At 58.5% G+C, this 15,562-nt stretch carries 15 protein-coding genes and 1 pseudogene; 3 read left to right on the top strand and 13 right to left on the bottom strand.

Annotation, left to right across the window (positions count from 1 at the left end):
- Positions 1-59 precede the first annotated feature (59 nt).
- Positions 60-380, top strand: a complete 321-nt coding sequence (gene trxA / locus AGR13A_RS14230; protein ID WP_003492832.1) for a thioredoxin — start codon at positions 60-62, stop codon at positions 378-380.
- A 47-nt stretch (positions 381-427) separates the two neighbouring features.
- On the opposite strand, the gene AGR13A_RS14225 is transcribed toward trxA, so the two are convergent.
- From AGR13A_RS14225 to AGR13A_RS14190, 8 genes and pseudogenes are all read right to left on the bottom strand, one after another.
- Positions 428-1,807 carry a bifunctional folylpolyglutamate synthase/dihydrofolate synthase gene (locus AGR13A_RS14225; protein ID WP_374701179.1) on the bottom strand — a complete coding sequence of 460 codons (1,380 nt, stop codon included), beginning with the start codon at positions 1,805-1,807 and terminating at the stop codon, positions 428-430.
- 84 nt (positions 1,808-1,891) lie between these two features.
- A complete protein-coding gene (gene accD / locus AGR13A_RS14220; protein ID WP_035221996.1) occupies positions 1,892-2,788 on the bottom strand; it encodes an acetyl-CoA carboxylase, carboxyltransferase subunit beta in 897 nt (298 codons plus the stop codon).
- A gap of 27 nt (positions 2,789-2,815) precedes the next feature.
- The gene (gene trpA, locus AGR13A_RS14215; protein ID WP_035222143.1) at positions 2,816-3,655 is read right to left on the bottom strand and encodes a tryptophan synthase subunit alpha; all 840 of its coding nucleotides are present in this window, start codon (positions 3,653-3,655) and stop codon (positions 2,816-2,818) included.
- A 4-nt stretch (positions 3,656-3,659) separates the two neighbouring features.
- Positions 3,660-4,880, bottom strand: coding sequence for a tryptophan synthase subunit beta (trpB, locus tag AGR13A_RS14210; RefSeq protein WP_003521170.1), 1,221 nt, complete (start codon positions 4,878-4,880; stop codon positions 3,660-3,662).
- A 1-nt stretch (position 4,881) separates the two neighbouring features.
- Positions 4,882-5,543 (bottom strand): annotated as a pseudogene (locus tag AGR13A_RS14205) (phosphoribosylanthranilate isomerase).
- A 102-nt stretch (positions 5,544-5,645) separates the two neighbouring features.
- Complete coding sequence (locus tag AGR13A_RS14200) at positions 5,646-6,413, bottom strand: M48 family metallopeptidase (RefSeq protein WP_080836354.1); 768 nt, start codon at positions 6,411-6,413, stop codon at positions 5,646-5,648.
- 68 nt (positions 6,414-6,481) lie between these two features.
- A complete protein-coding gene (locus AGR13A_RS14195; RefSeq protein WP_080836353.1) occupies positions 6,482-7,714 on the bottom strand; it encodes a polyhydroxyalkanoate depolymerase in 1,233 nt (410 codons plus the stop codon).
- A gap of 123 nt (positions 7,715-7,837) precedes the next feature.
- Complete coding sequence (locus AGR13A_RS14190) at positions 7,838-8,680, bottom strand: fumarylacetoacetate hydrolase family protein (RefSeq protein WP_080836351.1); 843 nt, start codon at positions 8,678-8,680, stop codon at positions 7,838-7,840.
- A gap of 128 nt (positions 8,681-8,808) precedes the next feature.
- On the opposite strand from AGR13A_RS14190, the gene AGR13A_RS14185 reads away from it, so the two are divergent.
- Complete coding sequence (locus AGR13A_RS14185) at positions 8,809-9,411, top strand: nitroreductase family protein (protein WP_080836349.1); 603 nt, start codon at positions 8,809-8,811, stop codon at positions 9,409-9,411.
- A gap of 105 nt (positions 9,412-9,516) precedes the next feature.
- Here AGR13A_RS14185 and gyrB read toward each other — a convergent pair whose 3' ends face one another.
- From gyrB to AGR13A_RS14160, 5 genes are all read right to left on the bottom strand, one after another.
- On the bottom strand, positions 9,517-11,952 hold the full coding sequence (gene gyrB / locus AGR13A_RS14180; protein WP_035221980.1) for a DNA topoisomerase (ATP-hydrolyzing) subunit B: 2,436 nt from the start codon (positions 11,950-11,952) through the stop codon (positions 9,517-9,519).
- A 156-nt stretch (positions 11,953-12,108) separates the two neighbouring features.
- Positions 12,109-12,474: a helix-turn-helix domain-containing protein gene (locus AGR13A_RS14175; protein WP_003492812.1), complete on the bottom strand. Its 366-nt coding sequence runs from the start codon at positions 12,472-12,474 to the stop codon at positions 12,109-12,111.
- Positions 12,471-13,040: a Smr/MutS family protein gene (locus AGR13A_RS14170; protein ID WP_035221977.1), complete on the bottom strand. Its 570-nt coding sequence runs from the start codon at positions 13,038-13,040 to the stop codon at positions 12,471-12,473. Before AGR13A_RS14170 ends, AGR13A_RS14175 begins: the two co-directional genes overlap by 4 nt.
- Positions 13,037-14,149 carry a murein transglycosylase A gene (gene mltA / locus AGR13A_RS14165; protein WP_080836347.1) on the bottom strand — a complete coding sequence of 371 codons (1,113 nt, stop codon included), beginning with the start codon at positions 14,147-14,149 and terminating at the stop codon, positions 13,037-13,039. The genes AGR13A_RS14170 and mltA overlap by 4 nt, the downstream gene beginning before the upstream one ends.
- Positions 14,146-14,844, bottom strand: coding sequence for a Tim44/TimA family putative adaptor protein (locus tag AGR13A_RS14160; protein WP_139786058.1), 699 nt, complete (start codon positions 14,842-14,844; stop codon positions 14,146-14,148). The genes mltA and AGR13A_RS14160 overlap by 4 nt, the downstream gene beginning before the upstream one ends.
- Positions 14,845-14,985: 141 nt before the next feature.
- Here AGR13A_RS14160 and AGR13A_RS14155 point away from each other — a divergent pair, with 141 nt between their 5' ends.
- Positions 14,986-15,534 (top strand): FxsA family protein, encoded by a 549-nt coding sequence (locus tag AGR13A_RS14155; protein WP_080836346.1) that lies wholly within the window; start codon positions 14,986-14,988, stop codon positions 15,532-15,534.
- Positions 15,535-15,562 lie beyond the last annotated feature (28 nt).

The raw sequence follows: 15,562 nt of genomic DNA, 5'->3' as shown, positions 1-15,562 counted from the left end.
ATTTCGCCGCGCCCGCATCACATCATAGCGGAAAAGTTTAGCTGAAAGGAGAGCCAGATATGGCTACCGTAAAAGTCGATGCCGCCAACTTCCAGTCCGAAGTCCTCGAATCCGCCGAACCCGTTGTGGTGGATTTCTGGGCCGAATGGTGTGGCCCTTGCAAGATGATCGCCCCGAGCCTTGAAGAAATTTCTTCGGAGCTTGCCGGCAAGGTCAAGGTCGCAAAGCTCAACATCGACGAGAACCCGGAACTGGCCGCCAAATTCGGCGTTCGCTCCATCCCGACGCTCGCCATGTTCAAGGGCGGCGAAGTGGCCGATATCAAGGTTGGTGCTGCTCCCAAGACAGCGCTTTCCGCCTGGATTTCCGGCGCCGCATAAGCAATTTCTATGGAATGAAAAAAGCCCGGCATATTTGCCGGGCTTTTTTATTGGGGAACCGTGCCGTTCAGGGCAAGCGCATTTCCGGCAAGATAAAGCGAACCGCCGATCAGAATGCGCGGTGCCGGGCCTTCGGGATCGAAGCGGCGTGACAATTCATCCAGCGCTTCGGTAAGGGACGATGTAGGCGCGGCCACCAGGCCCGCGTCGAAGGCGGCGTGGGCGAGTACGACCGGGTCGATGGCCGCATCGGTGCCGCCGATCGGCACTGTGAAGACATATTCGGCGATATCGGCGAAAGCCTTGAAATAGCCCACTGGATCCTTGGTGTTGATCATGCCCGCAATGATGAAGAGCGGGCGTGATGTCTTGTCTTCAAACCCTGCCATGGCTTCGGCAATGACTTCGCCGGCGCCCGGGTTGTGGCCGCCATCAATCCAGATTTCCGCATCCTTCGGTGCCATTTCGGCGATCTTCCCGGTCAGGACACGCTGAAGACGGCCGGGCCATTCCACCGAGGTCATGGCCTTTTCGATCATCCGTTCCGTCACTTCAAAACCGGCAGCCTTGACGGCACGGATCGCGGCGGCGGCATTGGCAAGCTGGTGGCGGCCGGGAAGCCGCGGCAGCGGCGCATCGGTCAGGCCGAACTCATCCTGATAGACCATGCGGCCGAATTCTTCATGGGCGGAAAAATCCTGCCCGTAGACCGAGACCGGGCAACCGAGCCGCTCCGCCGTGGCAACCAGAGTTTCCAGCGCCGCGTCGTATTCCTGGTGGCCAATGACGACGGGAGAACCCGACTTCATGATGCCGGCCTTTTCGGCAGCAATCAGCTCCACACGGTCACCGAGATAGGCCTGATGATCCAGCGAGATCGGCATGATAACCGACACGGCGGGATTATTGATCACATTCGTTGCATCGAAGCGACCACCCAGGCCGACCTCGACAACGGCCGCATCGGCTGGCTGCTCCGCAAAGAGCACGAACATGGCAGCCGTCAGGATTTCGAAAACCGTTATCATCTGGCCGCCATTGGCGGCTTCGATGCGGCGCAACGCGTCCGCAAAGACGGCATCGTCGACATAACGGCCTTTTTCGCCGGAAACGCCGATGCGATAGCGTTCATGCCAGTTGACGAGATGCGGGGAGGTGTGAACGTGGACGGAAAGGCCTGCGGCCTCCAGCAATGCGCGGCAGAAGGCCGTAACCGAACCCTTACCGTTGGTGCCTGCGACATGAATGACCGGCGGCAGCCTTTTGTGGGGATTGCCGAGTTTTTCGAGAAGACGGGAAATTCTATCCAGAGAAAGATCAAAGCCCTTGGGGTGAAGCTGCATCAGCTCTTCGATGATCTTTTCGGCCTCGCCGATTGCGGGCTTCGTCATGTCTTCTGTCCGCCTTTCAGGCGTTGTCTTGGCCATTTTGTCCGCCGCATTCGAGATGAAATCATGCAACGTATAACATCCCCCCAAAGCGATTTGTCGCCTTCGGGGGAGATATTTTTATCAGGCCGAAGCCGCAAGCGGAACGACCGCGTTTGCTTCCGCCGCAGGCGCCTTCGTCATGATCTTGAGAAGGCTGGCGAGCGTATCGGGAATTTCGCGGCGATCGATCACCATGTCGACCATGCCGTGCTCCAGCAGGTATTCCGAGGTCTGGAAGCCTTCCGGCAACTTTTCGCGGATGGTCTGCTCGATCACGCGCTTGCCGGCAAAGCAGATTTCGGCGCCTGGCTCGGCGATATGCACGTCACCCAGCATGGCATAGGAGGCCGTGACACCACCCGTCGTCGGGTTCGTCAGAACCACGATGTAAGGCATTCCCGCTTCCTTGAGCATGTTCACCGCAACGGTGGTGCGCGGCAGCTGCATCAATGACAGAATGCCTTCCTGCATGCGGGCGCCGCCGGAGGCCGGGAACATCACGAGCGGGCAACGCTCGGAAATGGCGCGCTCAAATGCCTTGACGATGGCTTCGCCTGCCGCGATGCCGAGAGAGCCGCCCATGAACTGGAATTCATGCACGACGGCAACGATCTTCAGGCCTTTCAGCAGGCCGACGCCGGCAAGGATCGTATCTTCCTGCTCGGTCTTCGTGCGGCTGTCGCGCAGGCGATCGGTGTATTTCTTGGAATCGCGGAACTTCAGCGGATCCTGCGCCACCTTGGGCTGCGGCAGAGCTTCATAGACGCCGCCATCGAACAGATCGACGAGACGCGCCTTTGCAGGCATCTTCATGTGGTAACCGGAAGCCGGAATGACCCACTTGTTGTCCTCGAGGTCCTTATGGAAGACCATCTCGCCCGTTTCCGGGCACTTGATCCACAGGTTCTCGGGAACCTCCGGACGGCGGCCAAGCATGGAATTGATCCGGGGCCGTACGTAATTGGTGATCCAGTTCAACTGTCTACTCCTGACTGGGCCGCGCGCTTATTCCGCAGCGGCAAGGCGCGATGCACGCACGCCCGTTGAAAGTCCTTTTACCAGCGTTGTAACGGCCGGTACGGTATCGGCGGTCGCCTGCCCGTCTTTGGTCAGGCTGCCCGCAATCTGGTTGACGATGGCGGAACCAACCACCACGCCATCCGCCACGGCGCCGATCGCCTTGGCATGATCGGCCGTCTTGACACCGAAACCGACACAGACCGGCAGTTCCGTATGCGCCTTGATACGACCGACAGCGCCCGAGATCAACGAGGGATCGGGAAGCGCTGAACCGGTAATACCGTTCATCGAGACGTAATAAACGAAACCTGAGGTATTTTTAAGGACGGCAGGCAGGCGCTTGCCATCCGTCGTCGGCGTGGCGAGACGGATGAAGTTTATGCCGCGCGCAAGTGCGGGGATGCAGAGTTCATCGTCCATTTCCGGCGGCAGATCGACAACGATCAGGCCATCGATGCCGGCCGCGATTGCGTCGTCCAGAAATTTTTCGACGCCGTAGATATAGATGGGATTGTAATAGCCCATCATCACGATCGGCGTCGCGTCATCTCCCTTGCGGAACTCGCGAGCAAGATCGAGCGTCGTCTTGAGCGTCTGGCCGCCCTTCAGCGCGCGCTGGCCGGCCAGCTGAATGGCCGGGCCATCCGCCATCGGGTCGGAAAAGGGCATGCCGAGTTCGATGACGTCGGCACCGGCTTCCGGCAGGGCCTTCATGATGCCGAGCGAGGTTTCAAAATCCGGGTCGCCGCCCATGAAATAGGTAATCAGGGCCGGGCGATTTTCAGCGCGCAGATCGGAAAAGCGCTTGTCCATACGTGCAGTCATGATCTTATACATCCATTCCAAGGAACTTGCTGACGGTGTGGACATCCTTGTCGCCGCGACCGGAGAGGTTCATCAGGATGATTTCATCCTTGCCCATCTTCGGTGCGCGCTTGATGACTTCCGCCAAGGCGTGGCTCGGCTCCAGAGCCGGAATGATGCCTTCAAGGCGGGTCAGCATCTGGAAGGCGTCCAGCGCCTCATGGTCCATGATCGGTACGTATTCCACGCGGCCGATATCGTTCAGCCAGGAATGTTCAGGGCCGATGCCGGGATAATCGAGGCCGGCGGAGATGGAATGACCTTCCTTGATCTGACCGTCCTCATCCTGCAGCAGATAGGTGCGGTTGCCATGCAGCACGCCCGGCGAACCGGCGGTGATGGAAGCGCAATGCTCATCACCCGAAAGACCCTTGCCGCCGGCTTCGACGCCGACGATGCGGACATTCTTGTCATCGAGGAAAGGATGGAAGATACCGATGGCGTTAGAGCCACCGCCGACAGCCGCGACGACCAGATCCGGCAGGCGGCCTTCCGCCTCCAGCATCTGCGCCTTGGCTTCCTCGCCGATGACGGCCTGGAAATCGCGGACCATTTCCGGATAGGGATGCGGGCCGGCCGCGGTGCCGATCAGGTAATAGGTATCCTCGACATTGGTGACCCAGTCGCGCAGGGCCTCGTTCATGGCATCCTTCAGGGTGCCGTGGCCGGCCGTGACCGGCTTCACTTCGGCACCGAGAAGCTTCATGCGGAACACATTCGGGGCCTGACGGGCAACGTCCGTCGCGCCCATATAAACGACGCAGGGCAGGCCAAAGCGTGCAGCGACGGTAGCGGAGGCAACACCGTGCTGGCCGGCACCGGTTTCGGCAATGATGCGGGTCTTGCCCATGCGCTTGGCAAGCAGGATCTGGCCAAGGCAATTGTTGATCTTGTGCGAGCCAGTGTGGTTCAGCTCTTCGCGCTTGAAATAGATCTTCGCGCCGCCAAGTTCCGCCGTCAGGCGTTCCGCAAAATAAAGCGGGCTCGGACGACCCGTATAGTGCGCGCCGAGATGCTTGAGTTCCGCCTGAAACGCGGGATCGGTCTTGGCCTTGTCCCATTCCGCCTGCAAATCCAGAATGAGCGGCATCAGCGTTTCGGCAACGAAGCGACCTCCGTAAATGCCGAAACGGCCGTCCTCATCGGGACCAGCGCGAAAAGAATTGGGTGTTGGCGCGTCGTTCACTTCAAGCTCCCTTTGGGCCTTTCGACCAATCATTCACCACATCGAAAAATGCGTCGATCATGGACAGATCCTTGACGCCCGGCGCGCTTTCCACACCGGACGATAAATCTAGTCCGCTTGCCCTGGTCTCCGCCAGCGCCTCAGCGACATTGTCCTTGTTCAATCCCCCGGAAAGCATGTAATCCACACCTCCGTCAAGTGATCGCAGGATGGTCCAGTCGAAGGAGACGCCGTTGCCGCCCGGAAGCGCGGAACCGGCGGGCGCCTTGGCATCCAGCAGAAAACGGTCGGCTATTCCAATATAGGGGTCGATTTTGGCAAGATCAGCGGCATCGCGAATGGAAATCGCCTTCATGACAGGCAGGCCGTACAGCGCCTTGATGTTCAGCAGCCGTTCCGGGCTTTCACTGCCATGCAGCTGCAGGATGTCCGGCTTTACGAGATCGACGATTTCATCGAGATAATCATTATCGGCATTGACGGTGACGGCAACCACCTTTGCGGCACCACGGGCACCTTCCGCCAGCCTGCCGGCAATATCGGGCTCGATGTTGCGCGGACTTTTTTCAAAAAAATAAAACCGACATGGGACGCACCACGCCTGACGGCGCGCTCGAGCGCTTCCGGTGTCTTCAATCCGCAAATCTTGATATCCGGTTTCATACCCGCGACCTGACATGAAATGCGACAAGAGTCGAGCCAAATCGCATCCATTTCCGATGGAATGTTTCACGTGAATCCAGATGGCGATCCGCGCTGCAGGTTTCAATCGAAATCGATGGCGTGGAGTTTGGAACCATGGCGTTTCAGCCAGCTCTTGGCTTCTGCCGTGTGCGGGCAGAGCTTTTCGCATAATGCCCAGAATTTCGGGCCGTGGTTCATTTCGCTCAGATGTGCAACCTCGTGGGCGGCGAGATAGTCGATGACCTTTTCGGGGGCCATGACGATACGCCATGAGAAGCTCAAATTTCCATCATGGGAACAGGAGCCCCAGCGGCTGCGCGTATCCTTCATGCTGATGGAGCGCACCGGCCGGCCAGCGGTGCGAGCATGAACAGCCACAAGCCGTTCCAGATCCGCCTTCGCTTCCTTTTTGAGGAATGTCGCTATCCGTCGTCTCAGATGTTCCGGCGCGCCGCTGACCTTCAGAACGGCCACCCCATCGGCGTCTTTCGTGACATGTGTCAGCCCTCGCAGGCTGCCAGTATGGTCAATACGGTGAGATATGCCGCGAATATCGATGGTCGCACCCGGACGCAAACCGTCGTCTGGGCTGAATTTCACAAGCTTGCCTTCCAGCCAGCCCTGATGCCTTTCGAGAAAGTCATCCACCTGGCGGTGATGCAGGCCCATCGGGATCGTCAGCTTCAGTGCCCTGCCACCCGGTTCGATGCGCAGCGTAATGCGCGTGGCGCGCGGATTTTCCCTGACCGTAATCGGCACCTGCCTGCCCGCCACCGCAACGGTGCGCTGGCTGGGCAGCGCCTTCTTTGGGGCCGGTGATTTCAGGGATTTTCTGAGGAGCGAAAACATGAACTCTTCATAACCGATTCGTCCGTCGGTTGGCCATGCAAATGCGCGGCATGGCCCGCCGTCTGCCCTTAAGCCGTCTGGTGTTTACGGATAAAATCCAGCATGCGCGGCACGATTTCCTTGCGGAAGCGCGAACCGTTGAAGACGCCGTAGTGCCCGACATCCGGCTGCATGTAATGGGCGCGTTTGTCTTCAGGGATGTTCCGGCAAAGATCATGGGCCGCCTTTGTCTGGCCGACGCCGGAAATATCGTCGTTCTCACCTTCCACCGTAAACAATGCGACATTGCGAATGGCCGCAGGATCGACCGCCCTGCCCCGGTGCAGCATGTTCCCTTTCGGAAGCGCATGGTCGATAAAGACGGTTTCCACCGTCTGCAGATAGAACTCTGCCGTCAGATCCATGACGGCCAGATATTCATCGTAAAATTCGCGGTGTTTTTCAGCGGAATCGCCATCATTCTTGACGAGGTTGAGGTAAAAATCCTTATGCGCTGTCATGTGCTTGTCGAGGTTCATCGACATGAAACCGGACAGCTGCAGGAAGCCGGGATAGACATTGCGACCAAAAGCGGGCTGCGGCCACGGCACCTGCATGACGACATTGTCGCGGAACCATTCAATGGGTTTCGCCTTGGCAAGATCATTGACGGCTGTGGGATTGATGCGGGTGTCGATCGGACCGCCCATCAGCGTCATGGATGCCGGCGCGAATTTATCCCCATCCGTCTCCATTAACGAGACGGCGGCCAGCACCGGCACGGATGGCTGACAGACGGCAACCACATGCGCCCCGGGCCCGATCGCGCGCAGCATCTCGATGACGTAGCTGATGTAATCGTCGAGATCGAAAGTGCCCTCACTCACCGGCACCGTGCGGGCATCGGCCCAATCGGTGATGTAAATATCCGCCGAAGGCAGCAGGGCTTCCACCGTCCCCCGTAACAAAGTGGCATAGTGGCCGGACATCGGCGCCACCAGCAGCACCTTCGGATCGGACTGGCGGGCTGGATCAAGTTCCTTCTTGAAATGAAGCAGATTGCAGAACGGACGCGACCAGACGGTCTCTTCGACAGCATTGACGGTCTGGCCATCGACAATCGTACTGCCGAGAGCGAATTCCGGTTTTGCGTAACGGCGCGTCATGCGCTCAAAGACCTCAAAACCGGCATCGAGGCTTCTTCCGAAAGCCGTGCTGGAAAGCGGATTGAGCGGATTATTGCAGGCCTGGCGCATCATGTCGGCACCGGCGCGCAGCGGCGCCATGGCCGCATGGTTCATTTCATAGAGGTGGTAGAACACTGATGACGCCTCCCTCGCGATCACGCTCTTTTTTCAACCATAGCAGCTTTTCGCAGGTGCACAAAATCGAAGGCGCCGGCGGTTTCCCGCCAGCGCCTCACTTTCCGTTGAACGCCTTTGCGATCAGATGTCGGCGACGAAAGTCTGCTTCTGGGAACCGAGGCCTTCAATGCCAAGTTCCACGACATCGCCGGTCTTGAGATAACGCGGCGGCTTCTGGCCCATGCCAACGCCGGGAGGTGTGCCGGTGGAGATGACGTCACCGGGATGCAGCGACATGAACTGGCTGAGATAGGAAACGACATGGGCGACACCGTAGACCATGGTCTTGCTGGAACCATCCTGCATCGTCTGACCGTTCACCTTCAGCCACATGCCGAGGTTTTGCGGATCGGTGATTTCGTCCTTCGTGACAAGCCAGGGGCCGATCGGACCGAAAGTGTCGCAGGACTTACCCTTGGTCCACTGCCCGGCACGCTCCGTCTGGAAGGCACGTTCGGAAACATCATGCGACACGCAATAACCGGCGACGTAATCGAGAGCATCGGCTTCCGAAACATATTTTGCCGTCTTGCCGATGACCACACCAAGCTCGACTTCCCAGTCGGTCTTTTCGGAGCCGCGCGGAATGACGACGTCGTCGTTCGGACCGACGATCGCCGAGGTCGCCTTCATGAAAATGACGGGTTCCGGCGGTACGGTCGCACCTGTTTCAGCGGCGTGGTCGGAGAAGTTAAGGCCGATGCAGATGAATTTTCCGGTTCCCGTAACGCAGGCGCCGATGCGCTCTTCGTTGAGGACCGGAAGAGTGCCAAGATCGATGGCGGCAATCTTCTTGAGGCCTTCGGGAGAGATGGCGTCGCCGCCAATGTCTTTCACGTGGGCGGACAGATCGCGGACTTTTCCTTCCGCGTCGAGGATCGCAGGCTTTTCCTGGCCAGGCTGGCCAACGCGCATCAATTTCATGGAACTCTCTCCCGGTTGTCTGACAAGGTGATGCATATATGAACGATGCATTCATACTTGTCACCCCTTGACTGCTCCGACTTTCGAAAAATACCTTTTCCTTCCCGGCAATCAAAAGGACATGGCCCGTGACGAACAGCAATTCCCGACAATCAGAATATCCCGTCGATCAACTTTTCCTCGATCGCTGGTCTCCGCGCGCCTTCGACGGAAATGCCATGCCGCAAGAGCATCTGCTGACCATTCTCGATGCGGCGCACTGGGCGCCCTCAGCATCCAATCATCAGCCATGGCGGTTTGTCTACGCACACAAAGATGGCCAGGACTGGCCTCTCTTCGTGGAACTTCTGATGGAAGGGAACCAGCGCTGGGCAAAAAATGCCTCCGTGCTGCTTTTCGTCATTTCCCGCGACCACAATGTCTCACGCGAAGGCGAGAAAAAACCGTCGGCGACCCATTCCTTCGATGCGGGTGCAGCATGGTTTTCGCTTGCCATGCAGGCGCATCTGCTCGGTTACCATGCCCATGGCATGGCCGGCATATTCAAAGACCAGATCGTGGAAAAGCTCAATGTTCCTGATGGGTACAAGGTGGAGGCAGCAGTTGCCATCGGCACGCTGACCGACAAGACCGTTCTTCCCGATGATCTGGCGGAACGGGAAGTGCCGAGCAAGCGCCTTCCCCTTTCGGACGTCGCTTTCAAGGGGCGTTTTACCGGTAAGGCCGATTGATATCCGAGCATCCATATCAACAAAAAGGCCCGGCGGAAAACGACCGCCGGGCCTTTTGTTAAAGTTTCGTTTCACGTGAATCGTTACGTGAGACGCCCCACAGAATTAAATGTCGAGGTTGGCAACGCTCAGGGCATTTTCCTGAATGAAGTCACGGCGCGGCTCCACCTCGTCGCCCATCAGGCGGGCAAACAGGCCATCGGCATCGGTCGCATCATTGACCTTGACCTGCAGAAGCGAGCGGACATTGGCGTCAAGCGTCGTTTCCCAAAGCTGCTCGGCATTCATTTCACCGAGACCCTTGTAACGCTGCATGGAAAGCCCCTTGCGGCCGGCGGCGAAAATCGCATCCAGAAGCGCACGCGGACCTGGCAGTTCCATGGTGCCGTCCTTGCGTTGCAGAACCGGCGGCGTCACGTAGATATCGCGGGTGCGGGCTGCGAGCTGATCGATGTGACGGGCATCGGCCGAACCGATGAGACCCATATCCAGCGTCGAAACTTCCTTGACGCCGCGAACCATACGCTCGAAGCGCAGTCCGCCATCATCCAGTACCGTACCCGTCCAGCCACGTTCGGTTTCTTCCGCAATCATGTCGAGACGGCGGGCAACTTCGGCAACCGTTTCCTCGGCACGCGCCGCATTTGCCGAAAGCTCGGGGTTGAGCGCGCCGGCAATGGCGGCCTGTTCCACAATCGAACGGCTGTAGCGGGAATGCAGACCATCGATCAGCGAGCGCATGCGCAGCGCATCGAGAATAACTTCGCGAAGATCGGCGCCAACGCGAACCTCACCGGTGCCGAGGGTCAGCGATGCTTCCTCAAGACCCATGGAAATGAGGTATTCTTCCAGCGCCTTCTCATCCTTGAGGTATTGCACGGACTTTCCGCGCGTCACCTTATAAAGCGGCGGCTGGGCGATATAGAGATGGCCGCGCTCGATCAGCTCCGGCATCTGACGGAAGAAGAAGGTCAAAAGCAGGGTACGGATATGGGCGCCGTCGACGTCAGCGTCCGTCATGATGATGATCTTGTGGTAACGCAGCTTGTCGGCGTTGAATTCATCCTTGCCGATCGAGGTGCCGAGCGCAGTGATCAGCGTACCGATTTCCTGGCTGGACAACATCTTGTCGAAACGGGCGCGCTCGACATTCAGTATCTTACCGCGCAGCGGTAGGATGGCCTGGGTTTCGCGCGAGCGGCCCTGCTTGGCCGAACCGCCGGCGGAGTCACCCTCGACGAGGAAGAGTTCGGATTTCGCGGGATCGCGCTCGGAGCAGTCGGCTAGCTTGCCGGGCAGAGAGGCGATATCGAGCGCACCCTTGCGGCGCGTCAGTTCGCGCGCCTTGCGGGCGGCTTCGCGGGCGACGGCCGCCTCCACCACCTTGCCGACAAGGATCCTCGCGTCGGAAGGATGTTCTTCCAGCCAGGTAGACAGGGCCTCGTTGACGAGGCTTTCCACGACCGGTCGCACTTCGGACGAAACGAGTTTGTCCTTCGTCTGCGAGGAAAACTTGGGATCGGGAACCTTGACGGAGAGAATGGCCGTCAGACCTTCACGGCAGTCCTCACCCTGCAGGCTTACCTTTTCCTTTTTCAGGATGCCCGATGTTTCAGCATAAGAAGTCACCTGGCGTGTCAGCGCCGCACGGAAACCGGCCATGTGGGTGCCGCCATCGCGCTGGGGAATGTTGTTGGTAAAGCAGAGCACGTTTTCATGGTAGCTGTCGTTCCACCACAGCGCGACCTCGACGGTGATACCGTCCTTCTCGCCCTTGATGGCAACAGGCTTGTCCACCAGCGGCTTCTTGGCACGGTCGAGATAACGGACGAAGGCTTCAAGCCCGCCGTCATATAGCAGCTCTTCCTGCTTGATATCGGAATGGCGCTTGTCGGTGAGCAGGATACGCACGCCGGAATTCAGGAATGCCAGTTCGCGCAGGCGATGCTCCAGCGTGCCGTAATCGTAATCCGTCATGGTGAAGGTTTGCGGGCTGGCGAGGAAGGTGACCTCCGTTCCCGAGCGGCCTTCATATTCGCCAATGACCGAGAGCGGCGCATCGGCGACACCGTGGGTGAAGCCGATTTCGTGCAGCTTGCCATTGCGGCGGATTCTGAGCTTCAGCCAGACCGAGAGCGCATTCACCACCGAAACGCCCACACCGTGCAGACCGCCGGAAACCTTGTAGGAGTTCTGGTCGAATTTTCCGCCCGCATGCAGCTGGGTCATGATGACTTCGGCTGCGGAAACGCCTTCGGAGGAGTGGATGTCGGTCGGAATACCGCGTCCATTATCCGTCACCGTCACTGATCCATCGGCATTCAGCGTCACCGTCACCAGATCGGCGTGGCCCGCGAGTGCTTCATCGATGGCGTTGTCGACCACTTCGTAAACCATGTGATGCAGGCCGGAACCGTCATCGGTATCGCCGATATACATGCCGGGCCGTTTGCGCACGGCATCAAGACCCTTGAGGACCTTGATCGAATCGGCTCCATATTCCGTGTTTGCGCCGACTTCGCTTGACGATGTTTCGGTCATAAGTACTCTTTCCAAAGTTTTCCTGGCCAAGTTTTCAGTGAGAAGGCCTGAAGCCAGCGAATCACTCAAATCCGACATGCGACTATAGAAATTCTACACCCAATCCCAAAGGCCGCATGCTTCCGGATGCTGCATAAAGCAGGGGATAGAGGGGTTTCAATCGCAAGAACGGCTTTTTTGCAGCACCGCTGACAGTTCCTCTATCATACTCGGCGGCAGCTTGCGAATATCCCGCGCCAGACGATTGGCGAAAGCCGTATATTGCGGCGGAAGGCCGATCGTGTCGATCACCACTTTCGGGTCGGACGAGCCGGCGAGAAAGAACAATTCCTCCGCCTCGTCCCAGATAATATTGAAATATCCGGCAATGCGCTGAAGCAGATCAAAGCTCGGCTTGCCACGCTTGCCGTGCTCCAGTGCCGAAAGATAGGCTGGCGATACGCCGATGGCCGCCGCCATTTCCTTCTGCGTTACGCCCTTGCGTTCGCGAAGCTGTCGCACGGCTTCCGCAAAGGGTGTCATGATTTTTCACCCCTGCGGCGTGCCAGCCGCACGTAGAGCGCGCCGTCGCCGCCATGATTGGCAGATGCATCCTCGTAGGACGAAATCAAATGGCGATATTCGGGTTTGGAGAACCACATGGGTACCGCCCTCTTCAGCGCGCCGTCGCTGCCGATGGAACGGCCCTTGCCGGTAATGACCAGCACATGCCGGAGACCACGTTCATGTGCGCGCAGCAGAAAATCAAGCAGAACCGCATGGGCCTCGCTTTGAAACATGCCGTGCAGATCGATCCGCCCTTCCAGCGGCAGCCTGCCGCGGGTGAGCTTGCGCTTGACCGGTTTTTCCAGCGGCTGATGAATTCGGGGTTTCTTGTCCGGCGAAGCGGGCGGCACCTCCGCCGGCTCTGCGAGCATGCGCGGAAAGAGACCCTTGCCCGTTTGCGGAACCACGGGCTCGGCCGGGGTTTCCTCTACATCGTCGAAAGCCAGCAAATCCTCCAGCCTGCCTGGGATCGGCCGCGCTGTGCGTGCGACCTTACCCCACAGGATGCGTTCTTCCTTGCCAAGCTTTCGACTGCCCTTCATCGCCGATACCTTTCCGCAGCAACACGTGGCAGCAGTATATAAAAATCGGCGTCGTTGCGCACCGTACCGGCAAGTTCACCGGCTTCGAAACCGGAGCCGGTGAAAATATCACCGCGCGCCGGGCCGACGATGGCCGACCCCGTATCGAGCGCCAGCATCAGCCGGGCGAATGGTTTTCCACCATCCAGATGGGTCAATGACGGCGCATGGATGAAAAAGGGAAAACCGAATGTGTGGATGAGCCTGTCCACCGCAAGCGCCCGGCCGGCGACCAACGGCACCTTGGCGGCGGCAATGGGTCCCATATCCTCTTCGGCAACATCCGCTTCCCGGAAAAAAATATAGGAGCGGTTATGCCAGAGCACGCCATCCACGTCGTCGGGATGATCGGCGAGCCATTTGCGGATCGTCTGCATCGAGACGGTTTTGGGATCGAGTTCTCCGCGATCCAGAAGCAGCCGGCCTATCGGCGAAAACGGATGCCCGGCTTTCGCCGCATAGGTTACCCGTTTTACCGCACCATCTGGAAACACCAGACGGGCGGCGCCCTGAACGTGGACGAAGAACAGGTCGACCTTTGATTTCGCCCAGGCGATCTCAAGACCCCTGCCCTCCAGATATCCTTCATCCATGGCGCGACGGTCGGGAAAATAGGAAATCCCGTCTTCGCCTTCTTTGCCAAAAGCATAGGTCGGATCGAAACCGGCGGGACGATTATCGTCGCCGATATCCACCAGTTCCGGTGGCCTGCGATAGATTGGATAACGCCAGATTTCGTCCGGGGTGGAAGACACTTCCAGTTCCGGTTCGTAAAAGGCGGTAACAAAACCGCTCTTTCCCTGAGCAGGAGAAATCTTGAAGGCAACGCAATTGGTTTCGAAAAAGCGGCGCGCCTGTTCGGGGCTATCCGCTTCGAAGCCTTCGGCGGCTTCCAGAAGTGAAACCAGTTCCCCAGCGGTGACGCCGAGCGCGCCGGTCCTATAGGGTTTCGCATTACGCAGATGCGACAGGATCGTTCCTATGGCTGCAAAAAGCTCGCTGGGATCATCCTCCCGCCACCCTGGCAGATCGCGGAAAGACACTTCGTCGATTGAAAAAGGCGTGCTCATTGCTCGGATTCGGTAGCGATCAGCTTCCAGTTCGGATCGCGCGAACGAATGTCACGCGAGAAGGTCCAGATGTCATCCACTTCCGCAACCGCGTCCGGATCGCCATCCACCAGCTTGCCATCTTTATCATAGGTGGCCGAAATGAGCTGGCTGACCAGCCTCAGCGTGATCTGCACTTCGGAATCACGGACGGCCGCCTGGGTGATATCGGCCTTTTCGATGCCGACGAAGGTGGACTTCACGATCTCGCCGCGACTTTCACGCTCGGAAATGGCTGCATCGAAACCGTCAAAAACCTCCTTCGACAGAAGGTTCTTCAGCGTCTTGCGGTCGCCATCGGCAAAACCCATGACAATCATTTCATAGGCCATACGAGCGCCGTTCAGGAACTCCTTCGGGCGGAATGTCGGATCCTTGGTCATCACCTCTCTGAGGGAGGTATTCAATGCCGAGTCCGCGGGCGCAAGGGCATCAGCTTCGGCAAAGCGGTTTTCATCCTCCGCCTCGCCGCGCTTCGGCAGGGTCACGACCTTGTTATCGTCCGTGACGGGACCTTTCGCGACGTCGCGCGGGCTATAGGGATCGAATGGCGGCTTCTCATTGCCCGTTCGGCGGCCGAGAACGCTACGCAGCTGAAAGAAGATCAGCACCGCTGCAACGAGAAAAAACAATGTGATAAAGTCGCTAAAGCCCATCTTTTACCAAAACCGCCATTTAAATTCGAAAACCACACCATCATATAGTCTGCATCTTACCATCATTCAAATGTGCAGATTCAATCATCGGTGTTCTCGCGAACCGGCAATCTGCCAGAGATGCACACGCAAGGCTAGAAGATGCGTTTTTCCTTTCTCCCCATCGTCATCCTGATGATGCCCATCCTCGAAATTGCCGGCTTCATCATTGTCGGCAAGGCGATTGGTTTATGGCTGACATTGGCGCTCGTCCTGTTCACGTCGTTTCTCGGGCTCTTGATCCTGCGTCTCGGTGGCATCGGCATGGTGAGAAATCTCCAGGCCGCCGGACGTACCGGTGCCCAGCCGGCGGATGAGCTGGTCAATGGCGCCATGCGGGTTGTCGCCGGTATCCTGCTTTTCATTCCCGGTTTCATCACCGACATCCTCGGCCTTCTGCTGTTGTCGAAAACGGTGCGGCGCTTTTTCTGGAAAGCCTTCGGGCCGCGCGTCGTGGTTGCGGGGTCGTTTCGCCAGTCCGGCAGCCAGTCCGGTCCTCAGCCCGGCGATTTTTCCGGCTTCCGCAATGATCAGAGACAGAGCGGGAATTCCAAGGTCGTAGACCTCGACGAGGAAGAGTTTCACCGCGAAGGGCCAAAGGATTCTCCCTGGTCGAGCAAGCCGGATGATCGCGACCTGCCCAAACCCTGAAGGCGCGGCGGAACCGACGCCGGGGCCG

This window comes from Agrobacterium genomosp. 13 str. CFBP 6927, assembly GCA_900012615.1.
GTDB lineage: Bacteria > Pseudomonadota > Alphaproteobacteria > Rhizobiales > Rhizobiaceae > Agrobacterium.
The sequence above is the reverse complement of the archived record's forward strand: the minus strand, read 5'-3'. Positions and strand labels throughout refer to the sequence as shown.

What these genes read in the sequence shown, in the direction of transcription:
- trxA (WP_003492832.1), top strand. Translation starts at nt 60, where the DNA reads ATGGCTACCGTAAAAGTCGATGCCGCCAACTTCCAGTCCGAAGTCCTC.
- AGR13A_RS14225 (WP_374701179.1), bottom strand. Translation starts at nt 1,807, where the DNA reads ATGGCCAAGACAACGCCTGAAAGGCGGACAGAAGACATGACGAAGCCC.
- trpA (WP_035222143.1), bottom strand. Translation starts at nt 3,655, where the DNA reads ATGACTGCACGTATGGACAAGCGCTTTTCCGATCTGCGCGCTGAAAAT.
- AGR13A_RS14200 (WP_080836354.1), bottom strand. Translation starts at nt 6,413, where the DNA reads ATGTTTTCGCTCCTCAGAAAATCCCTGAAATCACCGGCCCCAAAGAAG.
- AGR13A_RS14190 (WP_080836351.1), bottom strand. Translation starts at nt 8,680, where the DNA reads ATGAAATTGATGCGCGTTGGCCAGCCTGGCCAGGAAAAGCCTGCGATC.
- gyrB (WP_035221980.1), bottom strand. Translation starts at nt 11,952, where the DNA reads ATGACCGAAACATCGTCAAGCGAAGTCGGCGCAAACACGGAATATGGA.
- AGR13A_RS14175 (WP_003492812.1), bottom strand. Translation starts at nt 12,474, where the DNA reads ATGACACCCTTTGCGGAAGCCGTGCGACAGCTTCGCGAACGCAAGGGC.
- AGR13A_RS14170 (WP_035221977.1), bottom strand. Translation starts at nt 13,040, where the DNA reads ATGAAGGGCAGTCGAAAGCTTGGCAAGGAAGAACGCATCCTGTGGGGT.
- mltA (WP_080836347.1), bottom strand. Translation starts at nt 14,149, where the DNA reads ATGAGCACGCCTTTTTCAATCGACGAAGTGTCTTTCCGCGATCTGCCA.
- AGR13A_RS14160 (WP_139786058.1), bottom strand. Translation starts at nt 14,844, where the DNA reads ATGGGCTTTAGCGACTTTATCACATTGTTTTTTCTCGTTGCAGCGGTG.
- AGR13A_RS14155 (WP_080836346.1), top strand. Translation starts at nt 14,986, where the DNA reads ATGCGTTTTTCCTTTCTCCCCATCGTCATCCTGATGATGCCCATCCTC.